Genomic DNA, 15680 nt, shown 5'->3' on the forward strand with positions numbered 1-15680 from the left:
TATGCGGCGTATTATATCGGTTCTGCTGGAAAACGAATCCGGCGCATTATCCCGCGTGGTTGGTCTCTTTTCGCAGCGCGGCTACAACATTGAAAGCCTGACGGTAGCTCCCACCGAAGATCCGACGCTGTCGCGCATGACGATACAAACCGTCGGCGATGATAAGGCGCTGGAGCAAATCGAAAAGCAGCTGCATAAGCTGGTGGATGTGCTGCGCGTCAGCGAGCTGGGCCAGGGCTCGCATATTGAGCGTGAGGTAATGCTGGTGAAAATCCAGGCCAGCGGCTATGGACGTGAGGAAGTGAAGCGCACTACCGAAATTTTTCGCGGCCAGATCGTAGACGTGACGCCGACGCTGTATACGGTTCAGCTGGCCGGCACCAGCGATAAGCTGGACGCTTTCCTGGCCACTCTGCGCGATGTCGCTGAAATCGTCGAGGTGGCGCGATCCGGCGTGGTTGGCGTTTCCCGCGGCGAGCGCATTATGCGTTAATACGCCAGCGTAATTATTCATTTTATTGCTAACCCGGCGTTCTGCCGGGTTTTTTCTTTTTCTGATATGCCTCATTTTTGCCATCAAAAGCGGTTGCCCGCTGACGCTTTCTGCGGTTAGATGTAACAAAAAGCTTATCCTTAGCCATGCTGCGGCTATTGTTGCGTAGGCTGGCATTAATAATTTGGAGTCATTGTGAAACTGGATGAAATAGCGCGTCTTGCCGGCGTGTCGCGCACTACCGCCAGCTATGTCATCAACGGCAAGGCGAAGCAATATCGTGTCAGCGATAAAACCGTAGAAAAAGTGATGGCCGTGGTGCGTGAGCATAACTACCATCCAAACGCGGTCGCCGCCGGCCTCAGGGCGGGCAGAACCCGCTCTATCGGCCTGGTGATCCCCGATCTGGAAAACACCAGCTACACGCGCATCGCCAACTATCTGGAGCGTCAGGCGCGGCAGCGCGGCTATCAGCTGTTAATCGCCTGTTCGGAAGATCAGCCGGATAATGAAATGCGCTGCATTGAGCATCTGCTGCAGCGTCAGGTTGACGCCATCATTGTTTCCACCTCGCTGCCGCCGGAGCATCCTTTCTATCAGCGCTGGGTGAATCATTCGCTGCCGATTATCGCGCTGGATCGCGCGCTGGATCGTGAGCACTTTATCAGCGTGGTGGGCGCCGACCAGGAAGATGCGCAGGCGCTGGCGGCGGAGCTGCGGCAGCTGCCGGTGAAGAACGTGCTCTATCTGGGGGCGTTGCCGGAGCTTTCGGTCAGCTTCCTGCGCGAGATGGGCTTTCGCGCCGCCTGGCAGGATGACGATCGGCCGATAGAGTTTATCTATGCCAACAGCTTTGAACGCGTGGCGGCGGCGGCGCTGTTTGACAAATACCTTGACGAGCATCCGATGCCCGATGCGCTGTTTACCACCTCATTCGGCCTGCTGCAGGGGGTGATGGATACCACGCTGCGGCGTGAAGGGCGCCTGCCCGGCGAGCTGGCGATCGCCACCTTCGGCGATCATGAGCTGCTTGATTTCCTTGAGTGCCCGGTTCTTGCAGTGGCGCAGCGCCATCGCGACGTAGCGGAAAGGGTGCTGGAGCTGGTGCTGGCGAGCCTTGATGAGCCGCGTCGGCCCAAGCCTGGTTTGACCCGCATCCGTCGTAATCTGGTGCGGCGCGGTAAATTAAGTCGTAAAACGTCTTAATTAGCCGCTGGCGCAGGCGGTAAGGCGCCGCCTTTTTTACATCTTTAAATATTTTCGCTTTTAATTTCGCCATTAATAAAAGAAAAACCTAATTACCATGACGCCGATAGAGTATTAAGTAAATTAAAGTAAATCGGCGGAATGGTTTTTAACTCCTTTACGGTCTGTTTATTGGCCGACAGGAAAAGAGTCAGGTCAGTAGCGCCGTTGCGCGCTTTTGCAGCGCTTTTTTATCAGAAAGACCCTAAAATGTCGCCGCTGTCGCAAACTACAACCCCCGGCGGCCGCCATCAAAAACTGTTTTCTTTTTGCTCACCCTAATAGCTGCTTTGAATTTTTTACCACTATTCATTAGTTTATTTTTCCCTGTGCGATAAATAAAACTTCATTTCTCTCTTTCTGTCTTTTCTCATCGCAGGAAATAATTCCCTCAGGCTTCCCACGTAGCTTGACAATGATTTCCTCCGCTCCGTAAACTCCTTTCGTGGGAAATTGTGGGATAAAGTGGCAAAAAAGGGTAACTGAGGGCATCAGCTGACATGTTTCGTGGCGCTACCTTAGTCAACCTCGATAGCAAAGGGCGGCTGGCCGTGCCAACGCGTTATCGCGAAACGCTAATTGAGGAAGCGCAAGGCCAGATGGTTTGCACCATTGACCTCCATCAGCCCTGCCTGCTGCTTTATACCTTACCCCAGTGGGAAATTATTGAACAAAAATTATCTCGCTTATCCAGCATGAATCCCGCCGAGCGCCGCGTGCAGCGGCTGCTGTTGGGTCATGCCAGCGAGTGTCAGATGGATAGCGCCGGACGGCTGCTGCTGGCCAGCACGCTGCGTCAGCATGCGCATCTGACAAAAGAAGTGATGCTGGTTGGACAGTTCAATAAGTTTGAACTGTGGGATGAACAGACCTGGTATCAACAAGTCAGGGAAGATATTGACGCTGAGCAAGCCGCTCAGGAACCGCTGTCAGAGCGGTTGCAGGATTTGTCGCTATAGCTTATGCAGGATAACTTTATACATACCACGGTGCTGTTAGATGAGGCCGTCAACGCGCTCAACATTAAAGCCGACGGCGTTTATATCGATGGCACTTTCGGTCGGGGTGGACATTCACGCCTGATCCTTTCCCGGCTGGGAGAGCAGGGCAGGCTGTTCGCTATCGACCGCGATCCGCAGGCTATCGCCGCCGCCGCCGCGATTAACGATCCGCGCTTTACGATTATCCACGGCCCTTTTTCCGCGCTGGCGGAGTACGCAGACGCGCGCGACTTAACCGGCAAAGTGGATGGCATCCTACTCGATTTGGGCGTCTCTTCGCCGCAGCTGGACGATGCTGAACGCGGCTTCTCCTTTATGCGCGACGGGCCGCTGGATATGCGCATGGATCCCACACGCGGCCTTTCCGCCGCTGAATGGCTGCTGCAGGCGGAAGAGAACGATATCGCCTTTGTGCTGAAAACCTACGGCGAGGAGCGCTTTGCGAAACGTATCGCGCGCGCCATCGTTGAGCGCAACCGGCTTCAGCCGATGACGCGCACCAAAGAGCTGGCGGAGGTGATTGCCGCCGCGACGCCGGTTAAAGACAAGTTCAAGCATCCGGCAACGCGCAGTTTCCAGGCCATTCGTATTTGGGTCAACAGCGAGCTGGAGGAGATCGAACAGGCGCTGAAAGGTTCGCTGAGCGCGCTGGCGCCCGGCGGGCGGCTGTCGATTATCAGCTTCCATTCGCTGGAAGATCGGCTGGTGAAACGTTTTATGCGCGAACAGAGCCGCGGGCCGCAGGTGCCGGCCGGCCTGCCGATGACCGAAGCGCAGCTGCAAAAGCTGGGCGGACGCCAGCTGAAAGCGCTCGGCAAGATGATGCCGGGCGAGGCGGAAGTGGCTGAAAATCCGCGCGCGCGCAGTTCGGTGCTGCGTATAGCGGAGAGAACCGCATCATGATCGGCAACGAGCGGCACAGCCTGCCTGGGGTTATCGGCGGCGATCTGCTGCGCCATGGCAAGATCCCGCTGCTGCTGCTGGCGGCGGTGCTGGTTTCCGCCGTGCTGGTGGTGACCACGGCGCATAAAACGCGTCTGCTGACGGCGCAGCGCGAGCAGCTGGTGCTGGAACGCGATGCGCTCGATATTGAGTGGCGTAATTTGATTTTGGAAGAGAACGCGCTGGGCGACCACAGCCGCGTTGAGCGTACGGCGACGGAAAAACTGCAGATGCAGCATGTCGACCCGTCACAGGAAAATATTGTGGTACAGCAATAAGGAATCCCGGACTCCATGAGATCCGCTACCAGGGCGCCTAAGTTGAAAAAACAGGACGATCAGGCCAGCTTCGTAAGCTGGCGTTTTGCGTTGCTGTGCGGCGGTATCCTCGTGGCGCTGGTAGGGCTGCTGCTGCGCGTTGCCTGGCTGCAGGTCATCAATCCTGAACGCCTGGTGCGCGAGGGCGACATGCGCTCTCTGCGCGTGCAGGCGATTCCTACCGCGCGCGGCATGATTACCGATCGTGCCGGACGCCCGCTGGCGGTGAGCGTGCCGGTTAACGCCATCTGGGCCGATCCTAAAGAGCTGCACGAGCATGGCGGCATTACCCTCGACAGCCGCTGGCAGGCGCTGGCCGATGCGCTTTCCGTACCGCTCGATCAGCTGGCCAGCCGCGTTAACGCCAATCCCAAAGGGCGCTTCGTCTATCTGGCGCGTCAGGTCAATCCGTCGATTGGCGACTACGTTAAAAAACTGAAGCTGCCGGGCATTCATCTGCGCGAAGAGTCGCGCCGCTACTATCCCGCCGGCCAGGTCACCTCGCATCTGATCGGCTTTACCAATATTGACGGGCAGGGCATCGAAGGAGTGGAGAAAAGCTTCGATCGCTGGCTGACCGGTCAGCCTGGCGAGCGCACGGTGCGTAAAGATCGCTACGGGCGCGTTATTGAAGATATCTCCTCGGTGGATAGTCAGGCGGCGCATAATCTGGCGCTCAGCATCGATGAGCGTTTACAGGCGCTGGTCTACCGCGAGCTGAACAACGCCGTGGCCTTCAACAAAGCGGAGTCGGGCACCGCCGTGCTGGTGGATGTCAATACCGGCGAAGTGCTGGCGATGGCTAACAGCCCGGCCTACAACCCGAACAATCTCAGCAATACGCCCAAGGATGTGATGCGCAACCGCGCGATTACCGACATTTTTGAACCTGGCTCCACGGTGAAGCCGATGGTGGTGATGACCGCGCTGCAGCGCGGCGTGGTGCGGGAAAACAGCGTGCTGAACACCATTCCTTACCGGGTAAACGGGCACGAAATCAAAGACGTGGCGCGCTACAGCGAGCTTACGCTTACCGGTATTTTGCAGAAATCGAGTAACGTCGGGGTGTCAAAACTGGCGTTAGCGATGCCCTCCTCAGCGCTAGTGGAAACATATTCACGCTTTGGGCTGGGCAAACCAACCAATTTGGGGTTGGTAGGGGAAAGCAGTGGCCTGTATCCCCACAAACAAAGGTGGTCCGATATTGAAAGGGCCACCTTCTCATTCGGCTATGGGCTGATGGTGACGCCGCTCCAGCTGGCGCGCGTTTACGCCACCATCGGCAGCTATGGCATCGCGCGTCCGCTCTCGATCACGAAAGTCGATCCGCCGGTACCCGGCGAGCGCGTCTTCCCTGAATCGCTGGTGAAAACCGTGGTTCATATGATGGAAAGCGTGGCGCTGCCGGGCGGCGGCGGCGTAAAAGCGGCCATTAAAGGCTATCGCATCGCCATTAAAACCGGTACGGCGAAAAAAGTCGGGCCTGATGGGCGCTACGTCAACAAATATATCGCCTATACCGCAGGCGTCGCGCCAGCCAGCCAGCCGCGCTTTGCGCTGGTGGTGGTGATTAACGATCCGCAGGCGGGGAAATATTACGGCGGTGCGGTGTCGGCCCCGGTATTCGGCGCCATCATGGGCGGCGTGCTGCGCACCATGAATGTTGAGCCGGATGCGCTGCCGGTCGGCGAAAAGAATGAGTTGGTTAACAACAAGAAAGAGGGTTCAAGTGACAGATCGTAACTTGCGCGACTTACTGGCTCCGTGGGTGCCTGGCGCGCCGGAGCGTCCGCTTCGTGAAATGACTCTGGACAGCCGCGTGGCGGCGTCCGGCGATCTGTTTGTGGCCGTCGCAGGCCATAACGTTGATGGGCGCCGTTTTATTCCGCAGGCTATCGCGCAGGGCGTATCGGCGGTAATTGCCGAAGCCGAAGGCGAGGCGGCGGATGGCGAAATAACGGAAATGCACGGCGTGCCGGTGATTTATCTGGCACAGCTGCCGCAGCGCCTTTCGGCGCTGGCCGGACGTTTTTATCAGCAGCCGGGCGAACAGCTGCGTTTAATTGGCGTAACCGGCACCAACGGCAAAACCACCACCACTCAGCTGCTGGCGCAGTGGGCTAACCTGCTGGGCGAAACCGGCGCGGTAATGGGCACCGTCGGCAACGGGCTTTACGGGCAGCTGGCGCCGACGGAAAACACCACCGGTTCGGCGGTGGACGTACAGCAGATGCTGCACAGCCTGGTGGAGCAGGGCGCTACCCTGGCGGCGATGGAAGTTTCTTCGCACGGTCTGGTGCAGCATCGCGTGGCGGCGCTGCCTTTCGCCGCCGCCGTGTTTACCAACCTCAGCCGCGATCATCTTGATTATCACGGCGATATGACGCGCTACGAGTCAGCAAAGTGGCTGCTGTTTGCTGAACATCAGGTTGGCGAAGCGATTATTAATGCCGACGATGAAGTCGGCCGCCGCTGGCTGGAAAAATTGCCCGATGCGGTCGCCGTGACGATGGAAAATAACCTGCTGCCGGACAGGCACGGGCGCTGGCTGAAGGCGACTGAAGTTCGCTACCACGATAACGGCGCGACGGTTAAGTTCTCTTCCAGCTGGGGCGACGGCGAAATTGAAAGCCGCCTGATGGGCGCCTTTAACGTTAGTAACCTGCTGCTGGCGCTGGCGACGCTGCTGACGCTGGGCTATCCGCTGGCGAAGCTGGTTGCCAGCGCGCGTCAGCTTCAGCCGGTATGTGGACGCATGGAGGTGTTTAACGCGCCCAATAAGCCTACCGTAGTAGTGGATTACGCCCATACGCCCGATGCGCTGGAAAAAGCGCTGGAAGCGGCGCGTCTGCACTGTAGCGGCAGACTGTGGTGCGTCTTTGGCTGCGGCGGCGATCGTGATAAAGGTAAGCGCCCACTTATGGGAGCGATTGCCGAACAGTGCGCGGACGTTGTGGTAATCACCGATGATAACCCGCGCAGCGAAGATCCGGCGGCGATCGTTAATGACATTCTTGGCGGCCTGCTCGATCCGGGCCGCGCCCGCGTGATGGCAGGGCGCGCGCAGGCGGTCACCAATACCATTATGCAGGCGCAGCCGCAGGATATCGTGCTGGTAGCGGGTAAAGGGCATGAAGATTACCAGATTATCGGCAACCGCCGCCTCGACTATTCCGATCGCGTCACCGTGGCGCGTTTGCTGGGGGTAATCGCATGATTAGCCTCTCTCTCGCTACCCTGGCGCAGGTAACTAACGGAACGCTGATTGGTGAGGCGTTAACCATCGGCGAGGTGACTACCGATACCCGCAAAGTTACCTCAGGCTCGCTGTTTATTGCGCTGCAGGGAGAACGTTTCGACGCGCACGATTTCGCGGACGAGGCGATCGCCGGCGGCGCGGCGGCATTGCTGGTAAGTAAGCGCTTGCAGGTTGATGTGCCGCAGGTAGTGGTCAGCGATACGCGTATCGCGTTAGGTCTGCTGGCGGCCTGGGTTCGTCAGCAGGTAAGCGCTCACGTTGTGGCGCTTACCGGCTCCTCCGGCAAAACGTCGGTGAAGGAGATGACCGCCGCTATTCTGCGTCAGTGCGGCGAAACGCTCTATACCGCCGGCAATCTGAATAATGACATCGGCGTTCCGCTGACCCTGCTGCGTTTAACCAGCGCACACCGCTATGCGGTAATAGAGCTGGGCGCCAACCATCAGGGCGAAATCGCCTGGACTACCAGCCTGACGCGCCCGGAAAGCGCGCTGGTTAACAACCTCGCCGCCGCTCATCTGGAGGGGTTCGGCTCGCTGGCTGGCGTAGCGAAAGCGAAAGGCGAGATCTTCCTTGGCCTGCCGGAAAACGGCACGGCAATTATCAACGTCGACAGCAACGACTGGGCGAACTGGCAACGGCAGCTTGACCAGCAGCGCGTCTGGCGCTTCTCTGCCACAGCAGGCGCAGCGGCGGATTTCTACGCTACCGATGTGGTGGTGAAGCCGCAGGGCACCGATTTTACGCTGCATACGCCGCAGGGCGCGCTGGCGGTGACGCTGCCGTTGCCGGGGCGGCATAACATCGCTAATGCGCTGGCGGCCAGCGCGCTGGCGCTGTCGGCAGGCGCGCCGCTGGAAGCGATCGCGCAGGGGCTGGCGTCGCTGCAGGCAGTGCCGGGACGCCTGTTTCCCATCACGCTGGCGCCGCAGAAACTGCTGCTCGACGATAGCTATAACGCCAATGTCGGCTCGATGACCGCCGCCGTTCAGGTGCTGGCGGAGATGCCGGGCTATCGCGTTATGGTCACCGGCGATATGGCGGAGCTGGGCGCCGAGGCGGCAGCGTGCCATCGCGAAGTAGGGGAGGCCGCCGCTCGCGCCGGCCTTGATAAGGTGCTGAGCGTAGGGACGCTAAGCCAGCATATCAGCGACGCCAGCGGCGTCGGCGAGCATTGCGCTGATAAGGCCGCATTGATTGCCCGCCTGTCGGCGCTGCTTGCCGAACATCAGGCTATTACCGTTTTAGTTAAAGGTTCTCGTAGTGCCGCCATGGAGCAGGTAGTGCGTGCCTTACAGGAGAAAGAAACATGTTAGTTTGGCTGGCCGAACATCTGGTCGCTTTTTATTCCGGCTTTAACGTCTTTTCCTATTTGACGTTTCGCGCCATCGTCAGCCTGCTGACCGCGCTGTTTATCTCGTTATGGATGGGGCCGCGAATGATCGCCTGGCTGCAAAAATTGCAGATTGGTCAGGTAGTGCGCAGCGAAGGGCCGGAATCGCACTTCAGCAAGCGCGGCACGCCGACCATGGGCGGCATTATGATCCTCGCCTCCATCACTATTTCGGTGCTGATGTGGGCCTATCCCTCTAATCCCTACGTCTGGTGCGTGCTGACGGTGCTGGTAGGCTACGGCGTCGTCGGTTTTGTCGATGATTACCGCAAAGTGGTGCGTAAAGACACCAAAGGGCTGATCGCCCGCTGGAAATATTTCTGGCAGTCGCTGATCGCGCTGGCGGTAGCCTTCGCGATGTACGCCGTCGGCAAAGATACGCCGGCTACGCAGCTGGTGGTGCCCTTTTTCAAAGATGTAATGCCGCAGCTGGGGCTGCTCTATATTCTGCTCTCCTACTTTGTGATTGTCGGCACCAGCAACGCGGTCAACCTGACCGATGGCCTGGACGGGCTGGCGATTATGCCGACGGTCTTCGTGGCGGCGGGCTTTGCGCTGGTTGCCTGGGCAACCGGCAACATGAATTTCGCCGGCTATCTGCATATCCCCTATCTGCGTCACGCCGGTGAGCTGGTAATTGTCTGCACCGCTATCGTCGGGGCCGGGCTCGGCTTCCTGTGGTTCAATACCTATCCCGCTCAGGTATTTATGGGCGATGTCGGCTCGCTGGCGCTGGGCGGCGCGCTGGGCACTATCGCGGTGCTGCTGCGGCAGGAGTTTTTGCTGGTGATTATGGGCGGCGTGTTTGTGGTGGAAACGCTCTCCGTTATTTTGCAGGTGGGATCGTTCAAGCTGCGCGGCCAGCGTATTTTCCGCATGGCGCCGATTCATCATCACTATGAACTGAAAGGCTGGCCGGAACCGCGCGTTATCGTGCGCTTCTGGATTATTTCGCTGATGCTGGTGCTGATTGGCCTGGCAACCCTTAAGGTGCGTTAACTATGGCTGACTATCAGGGTAGAAAAGTTGTCATTATCGGGCTGGGGCTGACCGGCCTCTCCTGTGTTGATTTCTTTTTAGCGCAGGGCGTGACGCCGCGCGTGATGGATACCCGAGTCTCGCCTCCCGGCCTGGAAAAGCTGCCTGACAGCGTCGAGCGTCATCTGGGATCGCTGAACGGCGACTGGCTGCTGGCGGCGGATCTAATCGTCGCCAGTCCGGGCATTACGCTCTCGCATCCGCTGCTGGCGCAGGCCGCCGACGCGGGCGTAGAGATCGTCGGCGATATTGAGCTGTTCTGCCGCGAGGCGCAGGCGCCGATTGTCGCCATTACCGGTTCTAACGGCAAAAGCACGGTCACCACGCTGGTGGGCGAGATGGCGAAAGCCGCCGGCTGGACGGTGGGCGTTGGCGGCAATATCGGCCTGCCCGCGCTCAGTCTGTTAAAACAGCCCGCCCAGCTTTACGTGCTGGAACTCTCCAGCTTCCAGCTGGAAACGACATGCAGCCTGAAGGCGGCGGCGGCGACCATTCTTAACGTCACTGAAGATCATATGGATCGCTATCCGCTGGGGCTGCAGCAGTATCGCGCCGCCAAGCTGCGCATCTATGACAACGCGGCGGCCTGCGTGGTCAATGCGGATGATGCGCTGACGATGCCGGTACGCGGAGCGGATGAGCGCTGCATCAGTTTCGGCGTGGACGTCGGCGATTATCATCTCAACCGGCAGCAGGGCAGCGTCTGGCTGCGGGTACGCGGCGAAAAAGTGTTGAACACCAGCGAGATGAAGCTGGTAGGGCTGCATAACTATACCAATGCGCTGGCGGCGCTGGCGCTGGCCGATGCGGCCGGCGTTCCGCGCGCCAGCAGCCTGAAAGCGCTGACCACTTTTCAGGGGCTGGCGCATCGTTTTCAGCTGGTGCACGAGCGCAACGGCGTACGCTGGATTAATGATTCCAAGGCGACCAACGTCGGCAGCACCGAGGCGGCGTTAAGCGGCTTGCAGGCGCAGGGCACGCTCTGGCTGCTGCTGGGCGGCGATGGCAAATCAGCGGATTTCATCCCGCTGCAGCGCTATTTGCAGGGCGACGCGATTCGCGTTTACTGCTATGGGCGCGACGGCGCCGCGCTGGCGGCGCTGCGCCCTGAAATTTCTACCCTGACCGACACCCTGGCGCAAGCGATGGCCGCTATCGCGCCGCAGGTACGTTCCGGCGATATCGTACTACTGTCGCCCGCCTGCGCCAGCCTCGATCAGTTCCGTAACTTTGAGCAGCGCGGCGACGCCTTCGCGCAGCTGGCGCGGGAGCTGGGCTGATGCGTATTCCGGGCGCCGGGATGGCGGGCGGCGTGGTAACGCGCCTGCGCGAATGGGTAATGGGCGCGCGCGACGGCGGCGATGCGGCCACCATGGTGCTGTACGATCGCACCCTGCTGTGGCTGACCTTCGGGCTGGCGATCGTCGGCTTCGTGATGGTGACCTCCGCTTCGATGCCGGTGGGGCAGCGTCTGTCAGAAGATCCGTTTTTCTTCGCCAAGCGTGACGCCTTATATCTGCTGCTCGCTCTGGCGCTGGCGCTGGTCACGCTGCGCGTGCCGATGGAGGTCTGGCAACGCTACAGCAATGTGATGCTGCTGGCCTCGGTGGTAATGCTGCTGATCGTGCTGGTAGTAGGCAGCTCGGTAAACGGCGCCTCGCGCTGGATCGCGCTGGGGCCGCTGCGTATTCAGCCCGCCGAGCTTTCCAAGCTGTCGCTGTTTTGCTATCTCGCCAGCTATCTGGTGCGCAAGGTAGAAGAGGTGCGCAACAACTTCTGGGGCTTCTGTAAGCCGATGGGGGTAATGGTGGTGCTGGCGGTGCTGCTGCTGGCGCAACCCGATCTGGGCACCGTGGTGGTGCTGTTCGTCACCACGCTGGCGATGCTGTTTCTGGCGGGCGCCAAGCTGTGGCAGTTCCTGGCGATTATCGGATCGGGGATTTTTGCGGTGATCCTGTTGATCATCGCTGAGCCCTATCGTATGCGCCGCGTTACCTCCTTCTGGGATCCGTGGGAGGATCCATTCGGCAGCGGTTACCAGCTTACTCAGTCGCTGATGGCCTTCGGACGCGGCGAATTTTGGGGGCAGGGTTTAGGCAACTCGGTACAGAAACTGGAGTATTTACCGGAAGCGCATACCGACTTCATTTTCTCCATTATCGGAGAAGAACTCGGTTATATCGGTGTGGTTTTGGCGCTGTTAATGGTATTCTTCGTCGCTTTTCGGGCGATGTCCATTGGCCGACGCGCGCTGGAAATCGACCAGCGTTTTTCCGGTTTTCTCGCCTGCTCTATTGGCGTCTGGTTCAGTTTCCAGGCGCTGGTTAACGTCGGCGCGGCGGCGGGTATGCTGCCGACCAAAGGCCTGACGTTGCCGTTAATCAGTTACGGTGGTTCCAGTCTGATTATTATGTCGACGGCCATCGTGTTGTTGTTACGCATAGATTATGAAACGCGCCTGAGTAAAGCGCAGGCGTTTACCCGAGGTGCGCGATGAGTGGAAAGCGGTTGATGGTGATGGCTGGCGGAACCGGTGGGCATGTCTTTCCGGGCCTGGCCGTCGCTCATCATCTGATGGCGCAGGGCTGGCAGGTGCGCTGGCTGGGCACGGCCGACCGTATGGAGGCCGATCTGGTGCCGAAGCACGGCATCGATATCGATTTTATCCGCATCAGCGGATTACGTGGGAAAGGCATTAAGGCGCTGCTGGCCGCGCCGTTCAGGATTTTCAACGCCTGGCGTCAGGCGCGCCGCATTATGAAAGCCTGGAAACCCGATGTGGTGCTGGGTATGGGCGGCTATGTTTCCGGCCCCGGCGGCCTGGCGGCGTGGAGCTGCGGTATTCCGGTCGTATTGCATGAACAAAACGGTATTGCCGGATTGACCAACAAGTGGCTGGCGAAGCTGGCGACCAAAGTGATGCAGGCGTTTCCCGGCGCTTTCCCACATGCCGAGGTGGTGGGCAACCCGGTACGTACCGATGTGCTGGCGTTAAGCAGTCCTGAACAGCGTCTGGCCGGTCGTGAAGGGCCGATTCGGGTGCTGGTGATTGGCGGCAGCCAGGGCGCGCGCGTACTTAACCAGACCCTGCCGCAGGTGGCGGCGCGTATGGGAGATAGCGTCGCTATCTGGCACCAGACCGGTAAAGGTAATCAGCGCCAGGTAGAGGCCGATTATGAAAACGTCGGGCAGACGCAGCATAAAATTGCTGAGTTTATTGATGACATGGCGGCGGCCTATGACTGGGCTGACGTAGTGGTGTGTCGCTCCGGCGCGCTGACCGTCAGTGAAGTGGCGGCGGCGGGACTGCCGGCGATATTCGTGCCTTTTCAGCATAAAGATCGTCAGCAGTACTGGAACGCGCTGCCGCTGGAAAAAGCGGGCGCCGCGCGAATTTTTGAACAGCCGCAGTTTACTGCGGACGTGGTGGCGGAAACGTTACAGCAGTGGGATCGTCCTACGCTGCTGCTGATGGCGCAGAAAGCGCGTCAGGTAGCGATTCCCGATGCCACCGAACGTGTCGCGGCGGAAGTCAGCGCCGCAGCGCGTTAACGGCATCAGCAAAAGATAAGGTATCAACGATACCGACAGGCAAAAGAAACGATGAATACTCAACAACTGGCGAAACTGCGTTCTATCGTGCCCGAGATGCGTCGCGTCCGGCACATTCACTTTGTCGGCATCGGTGGCGCCGGCATGGGCGGTATCGCCGAAGTGTTGGCCAACGAAGGATATCAGATTAGCGGTTCCGATTTGGCGCCGAACGCGGTGACGCAGCACCTCACCGGGCTGGGCGCGACGATCTATTTTCATCATCGCCCGGAAAACGTTAGCGATGCCAGCGTGGTAGTGGTCTCCAGCGCGATAACCCAGGATAACCCGGAAATTATCGCCGCGCGCGAAGCGCGCATTCCGGTAATCCGTCGCGCGGAGATGCTGGCGGAGCTGATGCGATTCCGCCACGGCATCGCGGTTGCGGGGACGCACGGTAAAACCACCACTACGGCGATGGTCACCAGTATTTATGCCGAGGGCGGACTCGATCCGACTTTCGTTAACGGCGGCCTGGTGAAGGCGGCCGGTACGCACGCGCGCCTCGGCAGCAGCCGTTATCTGATTGCCGAAGCGGACGAGAGCGACGCTTCGTTTTTGCATTTGCAGCCGATGGTCGCCATCGTCACCAATATCGAAGCCGACCATATGGATACCTACCAGGGCGACTTCGAAAATCTGAAGCAGACGTTTATTAATTTTCTGCACAACCTGCCGTTTTACGGACGCGCGGTGCTGTGCGTGGACGATGCGGTGATTCGCGATCTGCTGCCGCGCGTCGGGCGTCAGATTACCACCTACGGCTTCAGCGAAGACGCTGACGTGCGTATTGAGCATTATCAGCAGCGCGGCGCGCAGGGGCATTTCACTCTGGTGCGTCAGGATAAGCCGCTGATGCGCGTTACGCTGAATGCGCCGGGACGTCACAACGCCCTGAATGCGGCGGCGGCAGTTGCGGTAGCGACGGAAGAGGGCATCGAAGATGAAGATATCCTCCGCGCGCTGGAGAGTTTCCAGGGCACCGGACGCCGTTTCGATTTTCTCGGCGAGTTCCCGCTAAATGCGGTGAACGGCGCCGCAGGCAGCGCGATGCTGGTAGACGATTACGGTCATCATCCCACCGAGGTGGACGCCACCATCAAAGCGGCGCGCGCAGGCTGGCCGGATAAAAAGCTGGTGATGATCTTCCAGCCGCATCGCTACACGCGTACGCGCGATCTCTATGATGATTTCGCCAACGTGCTGTCGCAGGTGGACGTGCTGCTGATGCTGGATGTTTATGCCGCCGGCGAGCCGCCGATTCCCGGCGCGGACAGCCGCTCGCTCTGCCGCACCATTCGCGGGCGCGGCAAGGTTGATCCGATCCTGGTGCCGGATCATGAGGCGATTCTGGATATGCTGGCGCCGACGCTGAGCGGCAACGATTTAATTCTGGTTCAGGGCGCGGGCAACGTAGGTAAAATCGCGCGCCGACTGGCCGAGCAGAAACTGAAACCGCAGACCAATGAAGAGGAACACCATGGCTGAAAAAGTAGCGGTATTGCTGGGCGGTAACTCCGCCGAACGCGACGTCTCACTGATGTCAGGCGAAGCAGTGCTCGCGGGCCTGAAAGAAGCTGGCATTAACGCGCACGGCATCGACACGCGCGATTTTCCGGTTATGCGGTTAAAAGAAGAAGGGTTTGCCAGGGTCTTTATCGCGCTGCACGGGCGCGGCGGGGAGGACGGTACCCTGCAGGGCGTGCTCGATTTTCTCGACATCCCCTATACCGGCAGCGGCGTGATGGCCTCGGCGATTACCATGGATAAATGGCGCTCCAAGCTGCTGTGGCAGGGCATGGGGCTGCCGGTAGCGCCTTATGTGATGATCAATCGCCAGCAGATGGAAGCGGGGCTGAACGACGCGCTGGCGCAGCGTATCGCCCAGCTGGGCATGCCGCTGTTCGTTAAGCCGAGCAGCGAAGGCTCCAGCGTCGGCATTACGCGCGTTAACCAGCCCTCCGAGCTGCCGGCGGCGCTGGAAGAGGCGTTTCGCCATGACGATGACGTGCTGGTAGAGAAATTCCTCAGCGGCCCGGAGTATACCGTCGGCATCGTTGGCGAGCAGATTCTGCCTGCAATTCGCATTCAGCCAGCCAGCGACTTTTATGACTATCAAGCAAAATACATTTCTGACGATACTCAATACTTCTGTCCAGGCGGCCTGAGCGCGGAAAAAGAGGCGGAGCTGAATGAGCTGGTGCTGAAAGCGTGGCGCGCGCTGGGCTGCAGCGGCTGGGGACGGGTAGATGTGATGATGGACGGCGACGGCAGCTTCTGCCTGCTGGAAGTGAACACCTCGCCGGGAATGACCAGCCACAGTCTGGTGCCGATGGCGGCGAAACAGGCGGGGATGACTTTCTCCCAGCTGGTGGCGCGTATTCTGGAGCTGGCCGACTAA

General features: G+C 59.4%; 14 protein-coding genes. All 14 read left to right on the forward strand.

Going from position 1 to position 15680, the window contains the following annotated elements:
* The first annotated feature begins 1 nt into the window (after window position 1).
* Window positions 2-493 (forward strand): acetolactate synthase small subunit, encoded by a 492-nt coding sequence (gene ilvN, locus FKM52_RS04825; protein WP_141175050.1) that lies wholly within the window; start codon window positions 2-4, stop codon window positions 491-493.
* A gap of 195 nt (window positions 494-688) precedes the next feature.
* Window positions 689-1699, forward strand: coding sequence for a catabolite repressor/activator (cra, locus tag FKM52_RS04830; protein ID WP_141175051.1), 1011 nt, complete (start codon window positions 689-691; stop codon window positions 1697-1699).
* A gap of 539 nt (window positions 1700-2238) precedes the next feature.
* Window positions 2239-2697, forward strand: a complete 459-nt coding sequence (mraZ, locus tag FKM52_RS04835; RefSeq protein WP_141175052.1) for a division/cell wall cluster transcriptional repressor MraZ — start codon at window positions 2239-2241, stop codon at window positions 2695-2697.
* 3 nt (window positions 2698-2700) lie between these two features.
* Complete coding sequence (rsmH, locus tag FKM52_RS04840) at window positions 2701-3642, forward strand: 16S rRNA (cytosine(1402)-N(4))-methyltransferase RsmH (protein WP_141175053.1); 942 nt, start codon at window positions 2701-2703, stop codon at window positions 3640-3642.
* Window positions 3639-3959, forward strand: a complete 321-nt coding sequence (ftsL, locus tag FKM52_RS04845; RefSeq protein WP_141175054.1) for a cell division protein FtsL — start codon at window positions 3639-3641, stop codon at window positions 3957-3959. Before rsmH ends, ftsL begins: the two co-directional genes overlap by 4 nt.
* Before the next feature lie 15 nt (window positions 3960-3974).
* The gene (locus FKM52_RS04850) at window positions 3975-5741 is read left to right on the forward strand and encodes a peptidoglycan glycosyltransferase FtsI (protein ID WP_141175055.1); all 1767 of its coding nucleotides are present in this window, start codon (window positions 3975-3977) and stop codon (window positions 5739-5741) included.
* Window positions 5728-7215, forward strand: a complete 1488-nt coding sequence (murE, locus tag FKM52_RS04855) for a UDP-N-acetylmuramoyl-L-alanyl-D-glutamate--2,6-diaminopimelate ligase (protein WP_141175056.1) — start codon at window positions 5728-5730, stop codon at window positions 7213-7215. Before FKM52_RS04850 ends, murE begins: the two co-directional genes overlap by 14 nt.
* Window positions 7212-8573 (forward strand): UDP-N-acetylmuramoyl-tripeptide--D-alanyl-D-alanine ligase, encoded by a 1362-nt coding sequence (gene murF, locus FKM52_RS04860; protein WP_141175057.1) that lies wholly within the window; start codon window positions 7212-7214, stop codon window positions 8571-8573. Before murE ends, murF begins: the two co-directional genes overlap by 4 nt.
* Window positions 8567-9649: a phospho-N-acetylmuramoyl-pentapeptide-transferase gene (mraY, locus tag FKM52_RS04865; RefSeq protein WP_141175058.1), complete on the forward strand. Its 1083-nt coding sequence runs from the start codon at window positions 8567-8569 to the stop codon at window positions 9647-9649. Before murF ends, mraY begins: the two co-directional genes overlap by 7 nt.
* A gap of 2 nt (window positions 9650-9651) precedes the next feature.
* Window positions 9652-10968: a UDP-N-acetylmuramoyl-L-alanine--D-glutamate ligase gene (murD, locus tag FKM52_RS04870; protein ID WP_141175059.1), complete on the forward strand. Its 1317-nt coding sequence runs from the start codon at window positions 9652-9654 to the stop codon at window positions 10966-10968.
* The gene (ftsW, locus tag FKM52_RS04875; RefSeq protein WP_141175060.1) at window positions 10968-12185 is read left to right on the forward strand and encodes a cell division protein FtsW; all 1218 of its coding nucleotides are present in this window, start codon (window positions 10968-10970) and stop codon (window positions 12183-12185) included. The genes murD and ftsW overlap by 1 nt, the downstream gene beginning before the upstream one ends.
* Window positions 12182-13240, forward strand: coding sequence for an undecaprenyldiphospho-muramoylpentapeptide beta-N-acetylglucosaminyltransferase (gene murG / locus FKM52_RS04880; protein WP_141175061.1), 1059 nt, complete (start codon window positions 12182-12184; stop codon window positions 13238-13240). Before ftsW ends, murG begins: the two co-directional genes overlap by 4 nt.
* A 51-nt stretch (window positions 13241-13291) precedes the next feature.
* Window positions 13292-14767: a UDP-N-acetylmuramate--L-alanine ligase gene (gene murC / locus FKM52_RS04885; RefSeq protein ID WP_141175062.1), complete on the forward strand. Its 1476-nt coding sequence runs from the start codon at window positions 13292-13294 to the stop codon at window positions 14765-14767.
* Window positions 14760-15680, forward strand: coding sequence for a D-alanine--D-alanine ligase (locus FKM52_RS04890; protein ID WP_141175063.1), 921 nt, complete (start codon window positions 14760-14762; stop codon window positions 15678-15680). The genes murC and FKM52_RS04890 overlap by 8 nt, the downstream gene beginning before the upstream one ends.

Origin of the sequence: Mixta tenebrionis (assembly GCF_006517625.1) — a bacterium.
Classification (GTDB): domain Bacteria; phylum Pseudomonadota; class Gammaproteobacteria; order Enterobacterales; family Enterobacteriaceae; genus Mixta; species Mixta tenebrionis.